The organism is Nitratireductor sp. XY-223 (assembly GCF_004959855.1).
Classification (GTDB): Bacteria; Pseudomonadota; Alphaproteobacteria; order Rhizobiales; family Rhizobiaceae; genus Hoeflea_A.
Genome location: NZ_SPNT01000001.1, coordinates 521697 through 540414, shown reverse-complemented (window position 1 = coordinate 540414; position 18718 = coordinate 521697). Strand labels below are relative to the sequence as shown.

The 18718-nt window shown below is 63.5% G+C and carries 14 protein-coding genes; 6 read left to right on the top strand and 8 right to left on the bottom strand.

Annotated features, from left to right (window positions below):
* Positions 1-4: 4 nt before the first annotated feature.
* From E4M07_RS02370 to E4M07_RS02340, 7 genes are all read right to left on the bottom strand, one after another.
* Positions 5-922: a peptidylprolyl isomerase gene (locus E4M07_RS02370; protein WP_136656677.1), complete on the bottom strand. Its 918-nt coding sequence runs from the start codon at positions 920-922 to the stop codon at positions 5-7.
* 3 nt (positions 923-925) lie between these two features.
* Positions 926-1645, bottom strand: a complete 720-nt coding sequence (gene narI / locus E4M07_RS02365) for a respiratory nitrate reductase subunit gamma (RefSeq protein ID WP_136656676.1) — start codon at positions 1643-1645, stop codon at positions 926-928.
* Between the two features lie 12 nt (positions 1646-1657).
* Positions 1658-2371, bottom strand: a complete 714-nt coding sequence (gene narJ / locus E4M07_RS02360) for a nitrate reductase molybdenum cofactor assembly chaperone (RefSeq protein ID WP_136656675.1) — start codon at positions 2369-2371, stop codon at positions 1658-1660.
* Complete coding sequence (gene narH / locus E4M07_RS02355; RefSeq protein WP_136656674.1) at positions 2371-3909, bottom strand: nitrate reductase subunit beta; 1539 nt, start codon at positions 3907-3909, stop codon at positions 2371-2373. Before narH ends, narJ begins: the two co-directional genes overlap by 1 nt.
* Entirely contained in the window at positions 3906-7664 is a 3759-nt protein-coding gene (locus E4M07_RS02350; protein WP_136656673.1) for a nitrate reductase subunit alpha, read from the bottom strand. Before E4M07_RS02350 ends, narH begins: the two co-directional genes overlap by 4 nt.
* A gap of 66 nt (positions 7665-7730) precedes the next feature.
* Positions 7731-9338 (bottom strand): antiporter, encoded by a 1608-nt coding sequence (locus tag E4M07_RS02345; protein WP_136656672.1) that lies wholly within the window; start codon positions 9336-9338, stop codon positions 7731-7733.
* Between the two features lie 99 nt (positions 9339-9437).
* The gene (locus E4M07_RS02340) at positions 9438-10802 is read right to left on the bottom strand and encodes a nitrate/nitrite transporter (protein WP_136656671.1); all 1365 of its coding nucleotides are present in this window, start codon (positions 10800-10802) and stop codon (positions 9438-9440) included.
* Positions 10803-11046: 244 nt separating this feature from the next.
* Between E4M07_RS02340 and E4M07_RS02335 the strand changes: the two genes are divergently transcribed.
* Both E4M07_RS02335 and E4M07_RS02330 read left to right on the top strand, forming a co-directional pair.
* Positions 11047-11745: a cyclic nucleotide-binding domain-containing protein gene (locus E4M07_RS02335; protein WP_136656670.1), complete on the top strand. Its 699-nt coding sequence runs from the start codon at positions 11047-11049 to the stop codon at positions 11743-11745.
* An 80-nt stretch (positions 11746-11825) separates the two neighbouring features.
* On the top strand, positions 11826-12572 hold the full coding sequence (locus E4M07_RS02330; protein WP_136656669.1) for an SDR family oxidoreductase: 747 nt from the start codon (positions 11826-11828) through the stop codon (positions 12570-12572).
* On the opposite strand, the gene E4M07_RS02325 is transcribed toward E4M07_RS02330, so the two are convergent.
* On the bottom strand, positions 12569-13549 hold the full coding sequence (locus E4M07_RS02325; RefSeq protein WP_169054056.1) for a GlxA family transcriptional regulator: 981 nt from the start codon (positions 13547-13549) through the stop codon (positions 12569-12571). The two genes, E4M07_RS02330 and E4M07_RS02325, sit on opposite strands and share 4 nt — an antisense overlap.
* A gap of 87 nt (positions 13550-13636) precedes the next feature.
* On the opposite strand from E4M07_RS02325, the gene E4M07_RS02320 reads away from it, so the two are divergent.
* The 4 genes from E4M07_RS02320 to E4M07_RS02305 are packed head-to-tail and all read left to right on the top strand — an operon-like array spanning position 13637 to position 18686.
* Positions 13637-14887, top strand: a complete 1251-nt coding sequence (locus E4M07_RS02320) for a sarcosine oxidase subunit beta family protein (RefSeq protein ID WP_136656668.1) — start codon at positions 13637-13639, stop codon at positions 14885-14887.
* A gap of 10 nt (positions 14888-14897) precedes the next feature.
* On the top strand, positions 14898-15185 hold the full coding sequence (locus tag E4M07_RS02315; protein ID WP_136656667.1) for a sarcosine oxidase subunit delta: 288 nt from the start codon (positions 14898-14900) through the stop codon (positions 15183-15185).
* A complete protein-coding gene (locus E4M07_RS02310) occupies positions 15182-18130 on the top strand; it encodes a sarcosine oxidase subunit alpha family protein (RefSeq protein ID WP_136656666.1) in 2949 nt (982 codons plus the stop codon). Before E4M07_RS02315 ends, E4M07_RS02310 begins: the two co-directional genes overlap by 4 nt.
* Entirely contained in the window at positions 18123-18686 is a 564-nt protein-coding gene (locus E4M07_RS02305; RefSeq protein ID WP_169054055.1) for a sarcosine oxidase subunit gamma family protein, read from the top strand. The genes E4M07_RS02310 and E4M07_RS02305 overlap by 8 nt, the downstream gene beginning before the upstream one ends.
* The last annotated feature ends 32 nt before the right edge of the window (positions 18687-18718 follow it).

Genomic DNA, 18718 nt, shown 5'->3' with positions numbered 1-18718 from the left:
TTTCCTACTGCACCAGGGGCCCCTCACCGGCCTTCAGGTTGATACCCTTTATATCGGCGTCGCCGGCCAGAATGGCGATGTATTGCGAGACGGCCTTCGACCAGGCGGCGGCCTCCAGCCAGACGGCGATGCGCTCGTGCACCAGTTCGAAGGGCAGCAACTCGCCCGGCTCCTTGCGGCCGACCGCCACGATGTGGAAGCCGAACCGGCTTTCAACGGGCACCGGCGATATCGCCCCCGGCTGCATCGACGCGATGGCCCGCTCGAACTCCGGCACGGTGCTACCGCGCGTCAACTGCCCGAGATTGCCGCCCTGCTCCCGCGACGGGCAGGCCGAGTGTTCCAGTACCAGGCCGGCAAAGTCCTCCGGATGCTCGGCGAGATGGCCGCAAAGCCGCCGCGCCAGCGCCGATGCCGTTTTTCGCGCCGCCGCGTCCTCCGGCTGCGCGGCAAGAAGGATATGCCGCGCCTCGACAATCGGCTGCGACGAGAACCGGTCCGGGTTCTGGTCATAGAAGCGCCGGCACTCCGCCGTGCCCGCCGAAGGCACATCCACCTCCCGGTCGATCAGCGCGCGAATGGCGGCATCCCGCTCGGTTTCGGTGCGCCCCGCGCCGTCGCTGGCCGGCTGCGCGGCGATGCCAAGGCGCTGCGCCTCCTGCCAGAGCAGTTCGCGCACAACGAGGGCGCGGGCTGCCTCGGCCAGCGCGCCGCCGGGATTGTCCGCCGGGTGGTTCTGGGCTTCGGCCAGCAGCTCGGCCTCGTCGATGGCCACGCCGTTGACGCTGATTTCACCCCTCACCGGGCGCGCCTTCGGCGGGATAGCCGTGTCCGGTTCCTGATAGGTCGTGTAGCCCTGGCCGTCCGGCCGCGGCGCGACCGCGGCCGGCTCGATCGTGGGATTCTTGTAGAGGGTCGCCATTTTCTACTCCGCCGGTATCCGGTTCGGCGCCTCGCGCCGGTTGCGCTCGCGCACCACCTGGTAACCCGGCCGCCAGAGATAGCGTACGGGCACGCTCAGCATGTGAACGAGGCGGGTAAACGGGAACAGGAGAAAGATGGTGAGCCCCAGGAACAGGTGCGCCTTGAACACCCAGGACGCGCCGGCGACATACGATGCGGCATCGGGATTGAAGGTGAAGATGCCTTGCGCCCAGGTCATGAAGCGCACCATCTCGTGGCCGTCGAGATGCCCCAGCGAAACCGGGATGGTCATCAGCCCGAGCAGCAGCTGGATCCACAACAGGATGATGATCGCCGTATCGGAATTGCTCGATGCCGCACGCACCCGCGCATCGAACAGCCGGCGGTGGATGAGCATCGTCGCGCCGACGATCGCCATGACACCGGCGATGCCGCCGGCAATTATCGCCAGCAATTGCTTGGCGGTATGGCTGATGCCGATGGCGTCGAATACGGCGATCGGCGTCAAGAGCCCGATCAGGTGACCAAAGAAGATCACGAGAACGCCGACATGGAACAGCACGGAGCCCCATATCAGCTGCTTTCGTCGCAGGAGCTGGCTGGAGCCGGACCGCCACGTATAGGGCTCCCGGTCGTAGCGGATGATGGTGCCCAGGACCAGAACGGCAAGGGCGATATAGGGGTAGATTCCGAAAACGAGCGTGTTGATATAGCCGGACATCGTCCTGTCCTCCTAGGCGCTGTTTGCGTGTGATGGGTCGGGTGCCTTGCGGGCCGCGGCGCGCATCTGCGTGCGCAGCCGGTCGGGACCGCAGGCATTCTCGCCGGCATTGCCGCCGAAGGTGACGACTTCCTCTTCCCAGACGCGGTCGAGGGCCTCCAGGTCGTCCGGATCGTCGAGCGGCTCGTCAAGGAGATCCTTCAAGAGCGCCCGGTCCGGCTTTCCCGCCGCGATCAGCTCCAGCGCCGCGAACGCGTTGGCGTAGATCGACTTGCGCTTTTTCAGCCGTTCCCGGAGCGCCGCAAGGATATGCACCGTCTGTCCGAGGAGTTCGGCAGCCTCTGGCGCCGGCTTGGTCGACAGGAATTCGAGGAACAGCGGCAGATAGTCCGGCAGTTCCTTCACGCCGATGTCGAAACCGGCCTTGCCGTACATCTCCATCAGGTCGACCATGGCGCCGCCACGGTCGCGGCTCTCGCCGTGCACGTGCTCGAACAGGTGCAGCGACAGGGTGCGTGTCCGGTCGAAAAGATGGACGTAGCGCTCTTGCAGATCATAGAGATCGCGCTCCGCGATATCGTCGCAAAGCCGGTTCAGGAGCAGCGTCTCGCGCTCCCCGAGACCGTCGTCACCTTCGATCGCCGCCTTGAGCTCGGGGATTGCATCCGCAAGTTCCTGCGTCGGGTAGGAAAGCAGCAGTGATATGACTTTCAGTGTCCTGTTCATCAGACCTTCTCCTTGAAGAGATCCGTCGGCGTCTGCGTGGTGCGCGTGCGCTTGGCGCCGAACAGATCGGTCTCGGACGTTCCGCCCGAACAACCGTTGCCGAAGGTAAAGCCGCAGGAGCCGCGCACGTCATAGGCGTCTTCGCTGATCTCGCGATGGGTCGTCGGAATGACGAAGCGGTCCTCGTAATTGGCGATGGCCATGATCTGGTACATGTCCTCGATCATCGCGCCGGTCAGTCCGACCTTCTCGGCAACGACCTCGTCGATGACCCCGTCGATGGTCTTGGCCCGCATGTAGGCGCGCATGGCAAGCATGCGCTCGAGTGCCGATACGACCGGCGCCTCCTTGCCGGCGGTCAAAAGGTTGGCGAGGTAGCGGACCGGAATACGCAGCGACTTGACGTCGGGCATATCGCCGTCGACGCCGATCTTGCCGGCTTCGGCGGCCGCCTGCAGCGGCGAGAGCGGCGGAATGTACCAGACCATCGGCAGTGTCCGGTATTCAGGATGCAGCGGGAACGCCACCTTCCAGTCCATCGCCATCTTGTAGACCGGTGACTTTTTCGCGGCTTCCAGCCAGTCGTCGGGAACGCCGTCCTTCTTTGCCTGTTCGATGACCTTCGGATCGTTCGGATCGAGGAAGACCTTCAGTTGCTCTTCGTAGAGATCCCGCTCGTCGAAAGCCGAGGCTGCCTCGGAAATCTGATCGGCATCATACAGAACCACGCCGAGATAGCGGATGCGCCCGACGCAGGTCTCCGAACACACCGTCGGCTGGCCGCTCTCGATGCGCGGATAGCAGAAAACGCATTTCTCGGATTTGCCCGAAGACCAGTTGTAGTAGATCTTCTTGTAGGGGCAGCCCGAGACGCACATGCGCCAGCCGCGGCACTTTTCCTGGTCGATCAGGACAATGCCGTCATCCTCGCGCTTGTAGATCGCGCCGGACGGGCACGCCGCGACGCAGGCCGGGTTGAGGCAGTGCTCGCACAGCCGCGGCAGGTACATCATGAAGGTGTTTTCGAACTCGCCGTAGATCTCCTTCTCGACGCCCTCGAAATTGTAGTCCTTCGACCGCTTGGAGAATTCGCCGCCGAGGATCTCTTCCCAGTTCGGACCCCAGTGGATTTTCTCCATGCGCTCGCCGCTGACCATGGAGCGCGGCCGTGCCGTCGGCATGGTCTGGCTTTCGCCGGCGGTCTGCAGATGGCCGTAGTCGAAGTCGAATGGCTCGTAGTAGTCGTCGATCTCGGGCAGGTCCGGATTGGCGAAGATCTTGGCGAGGATGCGCCACTTGGCGCCCATCTTCGGCTGGATCTTGCCGTTGGGCTTGCGTTCCCAGCCGCCGTTCCATTTCTTCTGGTTCTCCCACTCCTTGGGATAGCCGACGCCGGGCTTGGTCTCGACATTGTTGAACCAGGCGTATTCGACGCCCTCGCGGTTCGTCCAGACGTTCTTGCAGGTGACTGAGCAGGTGTGGCACCCGATGCATTTGTCGAGGTTCAACACCATGCCGATTTGTGCGCGGATCTTCATTCTGCCGCCTCCGTATTCGGTGAGACCGGACCCTTGTATGGGCCTTCCATCCAGTCGACCTTGTCGAGCTTGTGCACGACGACGAACTCGTCGCGGTTGGAGCCGACCGTGCCGTAGTAGTTGAAGCCGTAGGACTGCTGGGCGTAACCGCCGATCATGTGGGTCGGCTTGGTGATCGCCCGCGTGACGGAATTGTGGATGCCGCCGCGCTGCCCGGTAAGCTGCGAGCCCGGCGTGTTCACGATCTTCTCCTGGGCGTGGTACATGAAGATGGTTCCCTCCTTCATGCGCTGCGAGACCACCGCCCGGGCGACGATGGCGCCGTTGACGTTGAACACCTCCACCCAGTCATTGTCGACGAGCCCGGCCTTCTTCGCGTCGACCTCGGAAATCCAGACGACCGGGCCGCCGCGATTGAGCGTCAGCATCATCTGATTGTCCGAATAGGTCGAATGGATGCCCCATTTCTGGTGCGGCGTGATGAAGTTGAGCACCACTTGCGGCCGACCCGAGGATTTCGCCTCGATCACCGGATTGATCGTCTTGGTGTCGATGGGCGGACGATAAAGGCAGAACGCCTCGCCGAAGGCCCGCATCCACAGATGGTCCTGGTAGAGCTGCTGGCGGCCGGTGATGGTGCGCCACGGGATCAGTTCGTGGACATTGGTGTAGCCGGCATTGTAGCAGACCTTCTCCGATTCCAGCCCCGACCAGGTCGGCGACGAGATGATCTTGCGCGGCTGCGAGACGACGTCGCGGAAGCGGATCTTCTCGTCTTCCTTCGGAACGGCGAGATGGGTGTGGTCGCGGCCGGTGTTCTTCGACAGCGCCTCCCAGGCCTTGACCGCCACCTCGCCGTTGGTCTCCGGCGCCAGCGACAGGATCACTTCCGTCGCGTCGATATCGGTCTCGATCCTCGGCCGGCCCTTTGTCGGGCCGTCCTCGTTGACGACACCGTTGAGACGGCCGAGCAGGTCGACCTCGTGCTCGGTGTTCCAGGATATGCCCTTGCCGCCGTTTCCGAGCTTGTCCATCAGCGGACCAAGCGCGGTGAAGCGGTTGTAGAGATTGGGGTAATCCCGTTCGACGACGGCCACCGCCGGCATCGTCTTGCCGGGTAACGGCTCCGCCTCGCCCTTCTTCCAGTCCTTGACGTCGAGCGGCTGTGCGAGCTCGCCCGGCGTGTCGTGCAGGATGGGGACGAGAACGACGTCCTTCTCGACACCGAGGATCTCCGGCGCGACCTCGGAGAACTTCTTGGCAATGCCCTTGAAGATGTCCCAGTCGCTACGCGCATCCCAGGCCGGATCGGCCGCGCTGGTCAACGGGTGGATGAACGGGTGCATGTCGGACGTGTTGAGGTCGTTCTTCTCGTACCAGGTGGCCGTCGGAAGCACGATGTCGGAATAGACGCAGGTCGTCGACATGCGGAAGTCGAGCGTGACCAGCAGGTCGAGCTTTCCTTCCGGCGCCTCGTCGTGCCAGACGGCTTCCTTCGCCCGCTGGCGGCCCTCGTCGCCGAGATCCTTGCCCATGACACCATGGCTGGTGCCGAGCAGGTGCTTGAGGAAATACTCGTGCCCCTTGCCGGACGAGCCGAGCAGGTTGGAGCGCCAGACGAAAAGGTTGCGCGGCCAGTTGGCCTCGTCGTCGGGATCCTCGCAGGACATGTGCAGCCGGCCGGACTTCAACTCCTCGGCCACATAGTCCTTGGCTTCCTTCTTGGCCTCGCCGGCCGCTTTCGCGATATCCAGCGGATTGGTCTTGAGCTGCGGCGCCGAAGGCAGCCAGCCCATGCGCTCGGCGCGGATATTGTAGTCGATCAGCGTGCCGTCCCACGGGCCCTCCGGCGCCGTCGGCGACAGGATCTCGTCGACCTGGAGCGTCTCGTAGCGCCACTGGTCGGTATGCGCGTAGAAGAACGAGGTCGAGTTCATCTGCCGCGGCGGCCGGCCCCAGTCGAGGGCAAAGGCGAGCGGCAGCCAGCCGGTCTGCGGGCGCAGCTTTTCCTGGCCGACATAGTGGCTCCAGCCGCCGCCGGACTGGCCGACGCAGCCGCACATGACCAGGAGATTGATGATCCCCCGGTAGTTCATGTCCATGTGGTACCAGTGGTTGAGGCCCGCCCCCAGAATGACCATGGACCGGCCGTTGGTCTTTTCCGCGTTCTTCGCGAACTCGCGGGCGACCGTGATGATCTGCTCGCGCGGCACGCCGGTGATCTTCTCCGCCCAGGCCGGCGTGTAAGGCAGGTCATCATCGAAGCTCTTCGCCGAATTGCTGTCCTCGAGGCCGCGGTCGAGACCGTAATTGGCAACGAACAGATCGAAGACCGTGGCGACCAGCGTCTCGCCCTCGGCCAGTTTCAGTTTCCTGACCGGGACCGAGCGCACGAGGACGCTGTCGTGGTCGGTGCCCTCGAAATGGTCATGCTCGCGATTGCCGAAATAGGGGAACGCAACATTGGCGATCTGGTCATGGTCCGTGTCGAGGATCAGGCTCATGCCGAGCTCGACATCCCTGCCCTTACCGTCCTTGGCTTCCAGGTTCCACTTGCCCTGTTCGCCCCAGCGGTAGCCGATCGAGCCTTGCGGCGCGACGACCTCGCCGGTCTTCTCGTCGATGGCGACCGTCTTCCATTCCGGATTGTTGTCTTCGCCGAGACCGTCCCTGAAGTCGGATGCGCGCACCAGCCGCTCCGGTACGTAATTGCCGTCTTTCTTGACGAGACGCACAAGCATCGGCATGTCGGTGTAACGCCGGCAATAGTCCTCGAAATACTCCGCCTGGCGGTCGAGGTGGAACTCGCGCAAGATCACATGGCCCATGGCCATGGCGAGCGCCGCATCGGTTCCCTGCTTCGGATGCAGCCACATGTCGGAGAATTTCGCCGCTTCCGAGTAGTCCGGCGACACGACGACGGATTTCGCGCCCTTGTAGCGGACCTCCGTGTAGAAATGGGCATCCGGCGTGCGCGTCTGCGGAACGTTGGAGCCCCACAGCATCAGGAAGCCGGAATTGTACCAGTCGGCCGATTCCGGAACGTCCGTCTGTTCGCCCCAGGTCATCGGCGATGACGGCGGCAGATCGCAGTACCAGTCGTAGAATGACATGCACACGCCGCCAAGCAGCGACAGGTAGCGCGAGCCGGCCGCGTAGGAGACCATCGACATTGCCGGGATCGGCGAGAAGCCGATCACGCGATCCGGACCCCAGCGCCGCGCGGTGTAGGCGTTGGCCGCGGCGATGATCTCGTTGACCTCGTCCCAGGTGGCGCGCACGAAACCGCCGAGCCCGCGCATCCGCACATATTCTGAGCGTTTGGCCGGATCCTCCTGGATCGCCGCCCAGGCGCCGACCGGTGTCTTCAGCGTCCGTTCCCTGCGCCACAGCTTCAGCAGCCTGGAGCGGATCAGCGGATGCTTCACGCGGTTGGCCGAATACATGTACCAGCTGTAGCTGGCACCGCGCGAACAGCCGCGCGGCTCATGGTTGGGAAGGTCCGGCCGGGTACGCGGATAGTCCGTCTGCTGGGTTTCCCAGGTGACGATGCCGCCCTTTACATAGATTTTCCAGGAGCAGGATCCGGTGCAGTTGGCGCCATGGGTGGAGCGCACGATCTTGTCGTGCTGCCAGCGCGCCCGGTAGCTGTCTTCCCAGTCCCGGGATTCGTTGGTGGTGACGCCATGGCCATCGGAAAACGTGCCTGTTTTCGTCGGGGCCAGGAAATTCAGGCGGTCAAGGAGATGGCTCATGGGGTTTCTCCGGTTTCTGTCTTGGCGGGCGCCCTTATCGCGCCCGCCGGTTGACGGTTCGTCAGCTCAGGGGTTCTTCACGTAGGCGTTCTTGCGCAGGTAGAACCACCAGTTGATTATGATGCAGATCATGTAGAAGGCGGCGAAGCCGTAGAGCGCCAGCTCGGGCGTCGCCAGCTTGATCTGTTCGCCGAGCACCTTGGGGATGATGAAGGCGCCATAGGCGGCGACCGCCGAGGTCCAGCCGAGCACAGGACCCGCCTGCTCCTTGTCGAACACCACGGCGATGGTGCGGAAGGTCGAGCCGTTGCCGATGCCGGTTGCCGTGAACAGGATCAGGAACAGGATCAGGAACGGAATGAAGTACTGTTCCGGTGTCGCGGACGCGTAGGCCTGCTGCATGAAGTAGGCGACGCCGAGCGCGCTGGCGACCATGACGACCGAGATGATCTGCGTGACCTTCGCGCCGCCGATCTTGTCGGAGATGGATCCGCCGATGGGCCGGATCAGCGCGCCGATGAACGGCCCCATCCAGGCATACATGAGCGCACTCGGGCCGTTGGGATTGACCGTGTCATGGGTCATCACCCCGTCGACCATCACGTGCTGGAAGCCGAAGATCACCTTGATGGCCAGCGCGAAGGCCGCCGAGTAGCCGATGAACGATCCGAAAGTCATCGTATAGATGACGGTCATCGCCCAGGTGTGCTTGTTGCCGAAGATCCGGTACTGGTGCTCGAGATTCTTGCCCACCTCACCCGGGATCATCCTCAACAGGAAGACGGTCGCGGCGATGACAATCGGCAGGACAATCCACTTGCTGACGTCGAAACCCGATCCACCGACATCTTGCGGCAGCATCAGCCACAGTCCGCAGGCCGCCGTGAACAGGCCGATCACCAGCATGAAGACGATAATGGCGAAGGCACTGAACGGGTTGCCGATATCGGGCGACACGTGCTCGTCGCGGATATTGTTCATGCCGAACCAGCCGGCGAAAGCGAGCGGGATCAGGAAGACCAGCCAGATGAAGCCGGCGTTCTGGATATAGGTGACGGTGCCGGCCGGTATCTTGCCGATCAGCGTGCCGGAGGTGTTTTCCAGCACCAGGCCCTCGCCGCCGAAAATGCCCATGGTCATGGCCAGCGGCACCAGGATCTGCATGGTGGTGACGCCGAAATTGCCAAGACCCGCATTCATGCCGAGCGAATAGCCCTGCATGCGCTTGGGGAAGAAGAAGCTGATATTGGACATGGACGAGGCGAAGTTGCCGCCGCCGATGCCGGACAGGAAGGCGAGGATCTGGAACTGCCACAGCGGCGTGTTCGGATCCTGCAGTGCAAGGCCGGTGCCGGCCGCCGGGATCATCAGCAGCGCGGTCGTGAAGAAGATGGTGTTGCGCCCGCCGGCGATGCGGATGAAGAAGGTGCTCGGGATGCGCAGCGTCGCGCCGGTCAGGCCGGCGATCGCCGCCAGCGTGAAGAGCTCGGATTTTTCGAACGGGAAGCCCAGATTGAGCATCTGAACGGTGATGATCCCCCAGTAGAGCCAGACGGCAAAGCCGCACAAAAGGCTGGGGATGGAAATCCAGAGGTTCCTGTTGGCGATGGCCTTGCCGTCGCTTTTCCAGAACGCTTCATCTTCCGGGTTCCAGTTACGAAGGTCTTGTCCCACGTCGCTCTCCTTAAGACGCTGGCGCCGCGCGCCCGATTGTTCTTCCGTCCCGCCACGCGGGTCTTGCAGGGAGGGCGCGACCGCCCTCCCCCTTGATGATCAGGCCGTGGACGCGGCCCTGTCCTTGGGTGGTTCGACACCTTCCGCCTGCGGCGCCTCGAGCGGCCGGTCCGGCACGTCGGACAGGTACTTCTCGGCACCGAGAGCCGGGTGACGGCGTTTTTCCATCCGCCGGATGGCGACATGCATCCAGACGGTCGATACGGCGACGAGCACGAACATGAGCATGTAAGGCGCGGTCCACACGCCGGTGAAATCAAGCAGGATGCCGAAGGCGATCGGCAGGAAGAAACCGCCGAGGCCGCCGATCATGCCGACCAGGCCGCCGACAGCGCCGACATGGTGCGGATAGTAGACCGGGATGTGCTTGTAGACCGCCGCCTTGCCAAGGCTCATGACGAAACCGAGGATGACGGTGAGGATCACGAAGAAGGTGATGCCGACGCCGAAGTCGAAGCTGATCTCGCCCGCGATGCCCTGGACCGTATAGGAAGTCTGCGGGTAGCTCATGACGAAAAGGCAGGCGAGCGACACGAAGAAAGTCAGGTACATGACGAAGCGCGCGCCCCACTTGTCCGACATCCATCCGCCGAGCGCACGGAAGACGGATCCGGGAAGCGAGTAGAGCCCGGCGAACACGCCGGCCGTCGTCAGCTCCAGCCCGTAGGCCCCGACATAGTAGCGCGGCAGGAAGGAGGCGAGCGCGACGAAGGCGCCGAACACGAAGAAATAGTAGGTGGCGAAACGCCAGACCTGGATGTTTTTCAGCGGCGCCAGCTGTTCGGCAGCCGATACCGCCTTGGCGCCGGTGCGCTTGCGCTCCGCCTGCGCCGGATCGTCCTTGGCAAGGATGTAGAAGAGCACCGCGGTAATCGCCAACACAATGGCGTAGACCCGGGCGGTTCCCTCCCAGCCGAGTGCCACGACCAGGAAGGGCGCGGCAAAGTTGGTCACTGCCGCTCCGACATTGCCGGCGCCAAAGATGCCGAGCGCGGTGCCCTGCCGTTCCTTCTCGAACCACTGCGAGACATAGGCGACGCCGACGATGAAGGATCCGCCGGCAAGTCCCAGCCCCAGTGCCGCAAGGAGGAAGACTTCATAACTGCGGACCGAAGTCAGCAGCCAAACGCAAACCGCCGTGATCAGCATCTGCAGTGGAAACATGATGCGTCCGCCGAACTGCTCGGTCCAAACGCCCAGGAAAATGCGGCTGACGGAACCGGTCAGGACAGGCGTCGCGACCAGCAGGCCGAACTGCGTGTCCGACAGGCCCAGTTCGCCTTTGATTTTGACGCCGATGATGGAAAAGATGGTCCATACGGCGAAGCAAACGGTGAATGCGAATGTGCTCAGCCCCAGTGCCCTGTACTGTTCCGAGCGGCTGACATCGTGCAGCGAATGCATGGAATCGACCCCCATGATGCGGAGCGGAAGACCCGTTCCTGATGGTTATGGCACCAAAATCCCGCCGCCATGGCTTTCTGGAATTGATCTAAGTCAACGCCTTGAACGCCGGCCGAAGAAACAAGAACGGTGGGTGCAGGCGGCAAGCCGGCCGAAAAAACAGGTCAATGAAGCCGATTGCGGTTACCGAGACAGACTGCTAATTACGTCAATCGAACTCTTGATAAATATTAAGGATCATTTCGTGCGTTCATCCGACCTGCCGCAGGTCCGCTCGCTGGAACTCTTCAAGAGCATGGGCGACTCGAATTTCGACACGCTGATGCAGGCGGCCTATCTGCAGACCTTTCCGTCGCAGCTCGAACTGATTGCGGAAGGCGATCCGGCGGATTTCCTCTATGTCGTCATCGAGGGCTGCGTGGAGCTGTTCGCGCGCACGAACGGGCGTGAATCGACCATGGGCATGGTCCATCCCGTCGGCACGTTCATACTGGCGGCGGTGCTCAAGGACGCCGTCTACCTGATGTCGGCGCGCACGTGCCGGCGTTCGAAGGTGCTGATGGTGCCGTCGGAGAATATCCGCGAGGTCTTCCAGCGCGACGAGGCCTTCGCCCGCGCCATCGTGGTGGAGCTGGCGAGCTGCTACAGGACGGTCGTCAAGGAGCACAAGGACTTGAAGCTGCGGACCGCGGTCGAGCGGCTGGCGAACCGTCTCCTGCGCTATCACGTCGACCAGGGCGAGAGCGGCATGCTCGAGCTTCCGCACGACAAGCGCACCCTTGCCTCGCTGCTCGGCATGACGCCGGAGAACCTCTCGCGGGCATTCAATACGCTCAAACCTTACGGTGTCGTCGTCGACGGCAACAGGATCAGCCTCGACGACGTCGAAGCCCTGGCGACCCTGGCAAAGCCCAACCCGCTCATCGATGACCGAAATACGTGACGTGCTGATTTCGGCCGGCAGGCGAAACCATCAATGACGCCGCGCGACGGCAAACCTGGAATCGAAAGGAAACGCCCGCAATGAGCGAAGCAAAAAGGTCGATCATCATCACCGGTGCCGGCTCGGGAATCGGCAAGAGCTGCGCCGAAACCTTCATCCGCAACGGCTACCGCGTCGGGCTGGTCGGCCGGCGGATCGCTCCGCTGAAGGACGTCGCGGACGGGCACGCGGACGCACTGCCCCTGCCCGGCGATGTGACCGACCCGCAGCAGGTCGAGGACATATTCCAAAGGGCCTTCGACAAATGGGGCAGGATCGATGTGCTGTTCAATAATGCCGGCATCGCCAAACCTGGCCGCCCGATCGACGAGATTCCGGTCGAGGACTGGCTCGAGACGGTCGACGTCAATCTGACCGGCGCATTTCTGTGCGCGCGGCAGGCGTTCCGGATCATGCGCCAGCAGTCGCCTCAAGGCGGACGCATCATCAACAACGGGTCCGTATCGGCCTACGTGCCGCGACCGGGCTCGGTGCCCTACACGGCGACCAAACACGCCATCACCGGCCTCACACGCACGCTGTCCCTGGACGGCCGGCCGTTCAACATCGCCTGTGGGCAGATCGATATCGGTAATGCGCTGACCGAGATGGCACAGCCGATGACAAAGGGCGTTCCACAGGCGGACGGCTCCGTCCGTCCGGAAGCGACGATGGATGTCGATAACGTCGCTTCCTCGGTCCTGCACATGGCGGAGTTGCCGCTCGATGCGAATGTTCAGTTCATGACGGTGATGGCGACCGCCATGCCCTATGTCGGCAGGGGCTAGAGCGCCCGGCTCCCCTCCGGCCTCCGCCCGGCGGAGGGGGCACGGCCAAATCGCCGGCGGTAGCTATCGGAAAAATGCGCCGAATTCGCAAAGCCGGACGCCAGTGCGATCTCGGTAACGCCGAGGGCCGACTGCCTTAGAAGGTTGTCCGCCATGTCCAGCCGCAGGTCCCGGTAAAACCCCATCGTGCTGCGTCCGAGCTGTGAACGGAAGAGACGGTTGAGCTGCCGTGCGCTGAGGCCCACCAGTTGCGCGATCTGATCGAGAGCAAGGGGGTCGGCCATGTGGTTTTCCATGAGCTCGATCGCCTGCAACACAAGCGGGCTTGAGGTGCCGTAGCGCTGAACCGGGCCTGCCCGCTGCGGCCATCCCGCGGGTCTGATTTCGGTGTGCACGAACCAGTCGCTGACCCGGGTCGCGAAGTCCGCGCCGTGATGGGCGGTAATCAGCGCGTGCATCATGTCGAGCGCCGCCGTCGCTCCCGCGCAGGTCAGGCGGTCGCGGTCGATGACATAGATGTTGCGCTCCAGCAGGAGAGACGGCTCGAATTCCGCCAGCGCCGGGGCATGCTCCCAGTGAACCGTCATGCGCCGCCCGTCCATGATGCCGGCGCGCGCCAGGATGACCGGTCCGCCTGAAACGCCGCCGATCAGCACGCCGCGACGCGAAAGGTGGCGTAGCCACTGGAAAACGCGCGGCTCGAAAAAACGCATCGGATCGCCGCCGGCCACAACCAGCAGCAGATCGAAATCGACGCGCTCTCCGAGATGCGCGGTCGCCTTGACGATGGCGCCGCTGGAGGCGACCGATTGGCCGCCGACCACCGGCAGATGCTCGACCGCGTAGAGTTCCCTGTCGGCCAGCAGATTGGCCGCCCGCAACGGCTCGACCGCGGCTGAATAGGACATCAGCGCAAAACCGTCGATCAACAGGAAGCCGACACGGAACGGCTTGTTTCGGGTCGTGGATATGTCCATTTTTCGAAAAAATACGACTAATTCCAGAAAGTCAATTGCTTTGCCCCGCTCGATCATACGCCCGGCGACGGGGGAGGAAACAACCGTATGCGATATTCCGGGTTCAAGGTGTTGTGGGAGGGGCTGACAGGCAATCGCGGCTGGCAGCCCGTCTGGCGCGAGCCGGAACCCAAGAGTTCCTACGACATCATCATTGTCGGCGGCGGCGGCCACGGATTGTCCACAGCCTATTATCTCGCCCGTGAATTCGGTCTGACAAACATCGCGGTGCTGGAAAAAGGCTGGCTCGGATCCGGTAATGTCGGCCGCAACACGACGATCATCCGCTCCAACTACATGCTGCCCGGCAACGAACCGTTCTACGAGCTCTCCATGAAACTCTGGGAGGATCTGGAACAGGATTTCAACTACAATGCCATGGTCTCCCAGCGCGGCATAATCAACCTCTACCACTCGGACCCGCAGCGCGACGCCTTTGCGCGGCGCGGCAACGCCATGATCATGGCCGGCGCCGACGCAGTCCTGCTCGACCGCGCCGGCCTCGAAAAGCAGTGTCCGTTCCTCGATTTCGACAATGCGCGCTTTCCGATCAAGGGCGGATTGTGGCAGCCGCGGGGTGGCACCGTTCGCCACGACGCCGTGGCCTGGGGATACGCGCGGGGCGCCGACATTCGCGGCGTCGACATCATCCAGAATTGCGAGGTCACCGGCTTCCTGATCGAAGACGGCGTCTGCAGCGGCGTTGAGACCACGCGTGGCACGATCGAGGCAAAAAAGACCGCCGTTTGCGTCGCAGGTTCATCCGGCCGCGTCATGGCCAAGGCCGGCATGCGCCTGCCGATAGAAAGCCATGTGCTTCAGGCCTTCGTGTCCGAGGGCCTCAAACCGGTCATTCCCGGCGTGATCACCTTCGGTGCCGGACATTTTTACGTATCCCAATCCGACAAGGGCGGCCTTGTCTTCGGCGGCGACATCGACGGCTACAACACCTATGCCCAGCGCGGCAATCTGCCGGTGGTCGAGGATGTCTGCGAGGGCGGAATGGCCATTATGCCGATGATCGGCCGCGCCCGCCTGTTGCGGGCATGGGGCGGTGTCATGGACATGTCCATGGACGGATCGCCCTTTATCGACCGCACCCATATCGCAGGACTCTATTTCAACGGCGGCTGGTGCTACGGCGGCTTCAAGGCAACGCCGGCATCGGGCTTCTGCTACGCGCACCTCCTGGCCAAGGACGAACCGCATCCGACCGCCACGGAGTACCGCCTCGACCGCTTCATCAGCGGCGGCATGATTGACGAAAAGGGCGTCGGCGCCCAGCCGAACCTTCACTGAGGACGCGCCCATGATCATCAACCACCCTCTCCTAGGCCCGCGCGATGCATCCGAATTCACCTATCTCGGCGACGCGTCGCTCATCGATCGGCCGGACTGGCAGGCCGAGGACGCGCAGCAGCAGTTCCACGATTATCTCTATCTGCGCGACAACCCTGCGGGCGAACACCGGGAACTGTGGTTCCACGAACAGGGCGACCGGTCCTGGCTGGTCGTCACGCGCAACACGCTGACCCACGAGATAACCGGCGTTGAACTGGCAAGGGACGTTGCCATGCAAAGAGGACGCGGCCGATGAGTCAGTCCAATCGCACGCAAGGCGGACACATCGACCGTTCGAAGACGCTCCGCTTCACCTTTAACGGCTCGCGCCTTGAAGGCCACCCGGGCGACACGCTCGCCTCCGCGCTGATCGCCAACGGGGTCAGGCTTGTCGGAAGATCGTTCAAGTACCACCGCCCGCGCGGCATCTTCTCAGCCGGCTCGGAGGAGCCGAACGCCCTGGTCGAACTGCGCCGCGATGCCCATCGCGAGCCGAATACCCGTGCCACCGTCACCGAGCTGTTTGACGGTCTCGCGGCAAACAGCCAGAACCATCGCGGCCCGTTGCGCTACGATCTCTTGGCGGTCAACGACTATCTGTCGCCGTTCCTGACCGCCGGTTTCTACTACAAGACCTTCATGTGGCCGAAGGCGTTCTGGGAAAAACTGTACGAGCCGATCATCCGCGCGTCTGCCGGGCTCGGGCGGCTGTCGATGCAGGAGGACCCGGACGCCTACGACAAGGGCTTCCTGCACTGCGACTTGCTCATCATCGGCGCCGGGCCGGCGGGTCTTTCCGCTGCCCTGACCGCGGCGCGTTCCGGCGCTCGGGTCATCCTCGCCGACGAGGACTTTCGCCTCGGCGGCCGGCTCAACGCAGAGACGCTGGAGATCTCCGGCGACAGCGGCGCCGACTGGGCGCAAGCGACGGTCGCGGAACTCTCCTCGATGGACAATGTCCGGCTGATGCCGCGCACCACGGTGTACGGCGCCTACGACCACGGCATCTACGGTGCCATTGAACGAAAAACGGACCATCTGGCCGACGGCGGCGGCAAACCCCGGCAGGTCCTGTGGCGCATCTATTCCAGGCGCGCGATCCTGTGCGCCGGGGCCACAGAGCGTTCCATCGCCTTCGGCAACAACGACCGGCCGGGCATCATGCTGGCCGGCAGCGTGCGCGCCTACGCCAACCGCTGGGCGGCCCTGCCGGGCCGGCGTGTCGCCGTCTTCACCAACAATGATGACGGCTGGCGTACGGCCTCGGACCTTGCGGCCCAAGGCGCCGAGATCGCCGCCATCGTCGACACACGCGAACGCGCGTCGCTTGCCGCGCCCGCAGGCGCTGCGGTCTCCATGGGCACCAGCGTTGTCGATACGAAAGGCCGGCACGGCCTCAAGGGCGTTGCGCTTTCCAACGGTTCTACGGTCGAATGCGACTGCCTCGCCGTCTCCGGCGGCTGGAGCCCCAACGTGCACCTGACTTGCCATCAGCGTGGAAGGCCGGTGTGGCGGGACGACATTGCCGGTTTCGCACCGGGCCCGGACCTGCCCGACGGCATGCGCGTCGCAGGTGCCGCGAACGGTTCCCTGACACTGGCAGCAGCCCTGCGCGAGGGGCACGAACAGGCCAGTGCGGCAGCCGGGGAACTCGGTTTCAGTACCGTCGCGAAGACGCCGCCCGCCGCCGAGGACGAGGCTGTTGAAGCGAGCGCATTCTTCCATGTGAAGAACGACGGTCCGCGCGCCTGGATCGACCTTCAGAACGATGTGACCGCCAAGGACGTCAAACTCGCGCACCAGGAAGGCTTCCGCTCGGTCGAGCATCTCAAGCGCTACACCACGCTCGGCATGGCGACCGACCAGGGAAAGACGGCCAATCTCCTGGGTTTGTCCGTCATGGCCGAATGCACCGGCCGGACGATCCCGGAAACCGGGACGACGATCTTCCGGCCGCCCTACACACCGGTGCCGATCGGCGCCTTCGCGGGCCGTGCGCGCGGCAAGGAATTCCGCCCCACCCGGCTGACGACAAGCCACAAATGGGCCGAGGAGCGCGGCGCGGTCTTCGTTGAAGCCGGTCAATGGCTGCGCGCGCAATGGTTTCCGCAATCGGGCGAGACGCGCTGGCGCGAAAGCGTCGACCGCGAGGCCGCCGCAGTGCGCGGGTCCGTCGGCATATGCGACGTGACGACGCTCGGCAAGATCGACATCCAGGGGCGCGACGCCGCCGAATTCCTCAACAAGGTCTATGCCAACGGTTTTGCCAAGCTTGCCGTCGGCAAGGTCCGATACGGTCTGATGCTGCGCGAGGACGGCATCGTCATGGATGACGGCACCACCGCCCGCCTCGGCGAAAACCACTTCGTCATGACGACGACCACCGCCAATGCGGTCAGCGTATTCCGCCATATGGAGTTCTGCCGCCAATGCCTGTGGCCGGGCCTTGACGTGCACCTGATTTCCGCAACCGAGCAATGGGCACAATTCGCCGTCGCCGGCCCGCGCTCGCGCGACTTGCTGCGCAAGGCGGTGGATCCTGAGTTCGATATTTCCAGCGAGGCCTTCCCCTTCATGGGCTGCGGCGAGGTCAGCGTATTCGGCGGCACGCCGGCGCGGCTGTTCCGTATCTCTTTCTCCGGCGAACTGGCTTACGAGATCGCAGTGCCGGCGCGCTACGGTGATGCGATGATCCGGGCATTGATGGAGGTTGGCGAGGAATTCGGCGTCGTGCCCTACGGCACCGAGGCGCTCAGCGTGCTGCGCATCGAAAAGGGCCATCCGGTGGCTGCCGAATTGTGCGGCCAGACAACGGCGCGCGACCTCGGTCTCGGGCGCATGGTTTCGAAGAAAAAAGACTGTATCGGCAACACATTGTCGGAACGTTCTAATCTTAATCGAGAAGACGGCCTTTCCCTCGTGGGTTTTGCGCCCGTCATGCGCAACGATCAACTGTCGGCCGGCGCCCATTTCGTCAGCCGCGGCAAGCCTGCATCAACAGAAAATGACGAGGGCTGGATGACGTCCGTCGCCTATTCGCCGGAACTCGGCCATTCGATCGGCCTTGGGTTCATCGCCGGCGGCCACGAGCGGATGGGCGAGATTATCCAGGCGGCCGATCCGCTGCGAGGCAGGACCATCGAGGTCCGGATCGTATCACCGCATTTCGTCGATCCGGAAGGAGAACGTCAGCGTGCCTAGTCTTGTTGCCAATTCGCCGCTCGGTGATTTCCGGCAGGAATTCGACGGGCTCGAGGTCGCCGAGGTAACTGGGCTTGCCATCGTTTCGATCGCAACGCCGCATGGCCGCGAGGCCGAACTCGCCGGCGCGGTTCTTGATGCCTGGGGGATCGAATTTCCCCCGGTGGGCGCGTCAATCGAGTCCACCGCCGGCGAGATCCGCATTCTCGGACTTCAGCCGGGCCAGGTATTCGCCCTGTTTCAGCGCGATGACGAACGGCCGGCGGAAGCAATCGCCCGAAAGATTGGCGATTACGGCTACTACACCGACCAGTCCGACAGTTGGGCGATCCTTCGTATTTCCGGCGACCGCAGCCGCGAGGCCCTCGAACGCATCTGTGCGCTCGACCTGCATCCGGATGTATTCAAGACGGGCGGCGTCGCACGCACCGTCATGGAACATCTCGGCGTCATCGTCCTTCGCGACAAGGACGACGCGTTCCTGCTGCTTTCGGCCCGCTCCTCCGCGCCGTCTTTTCTGCACGCCGTCGTTACCTCGGCAAAGAACATCCAGTGATACAGCGCCCGGTCGACGCTGCCGGGCAATTG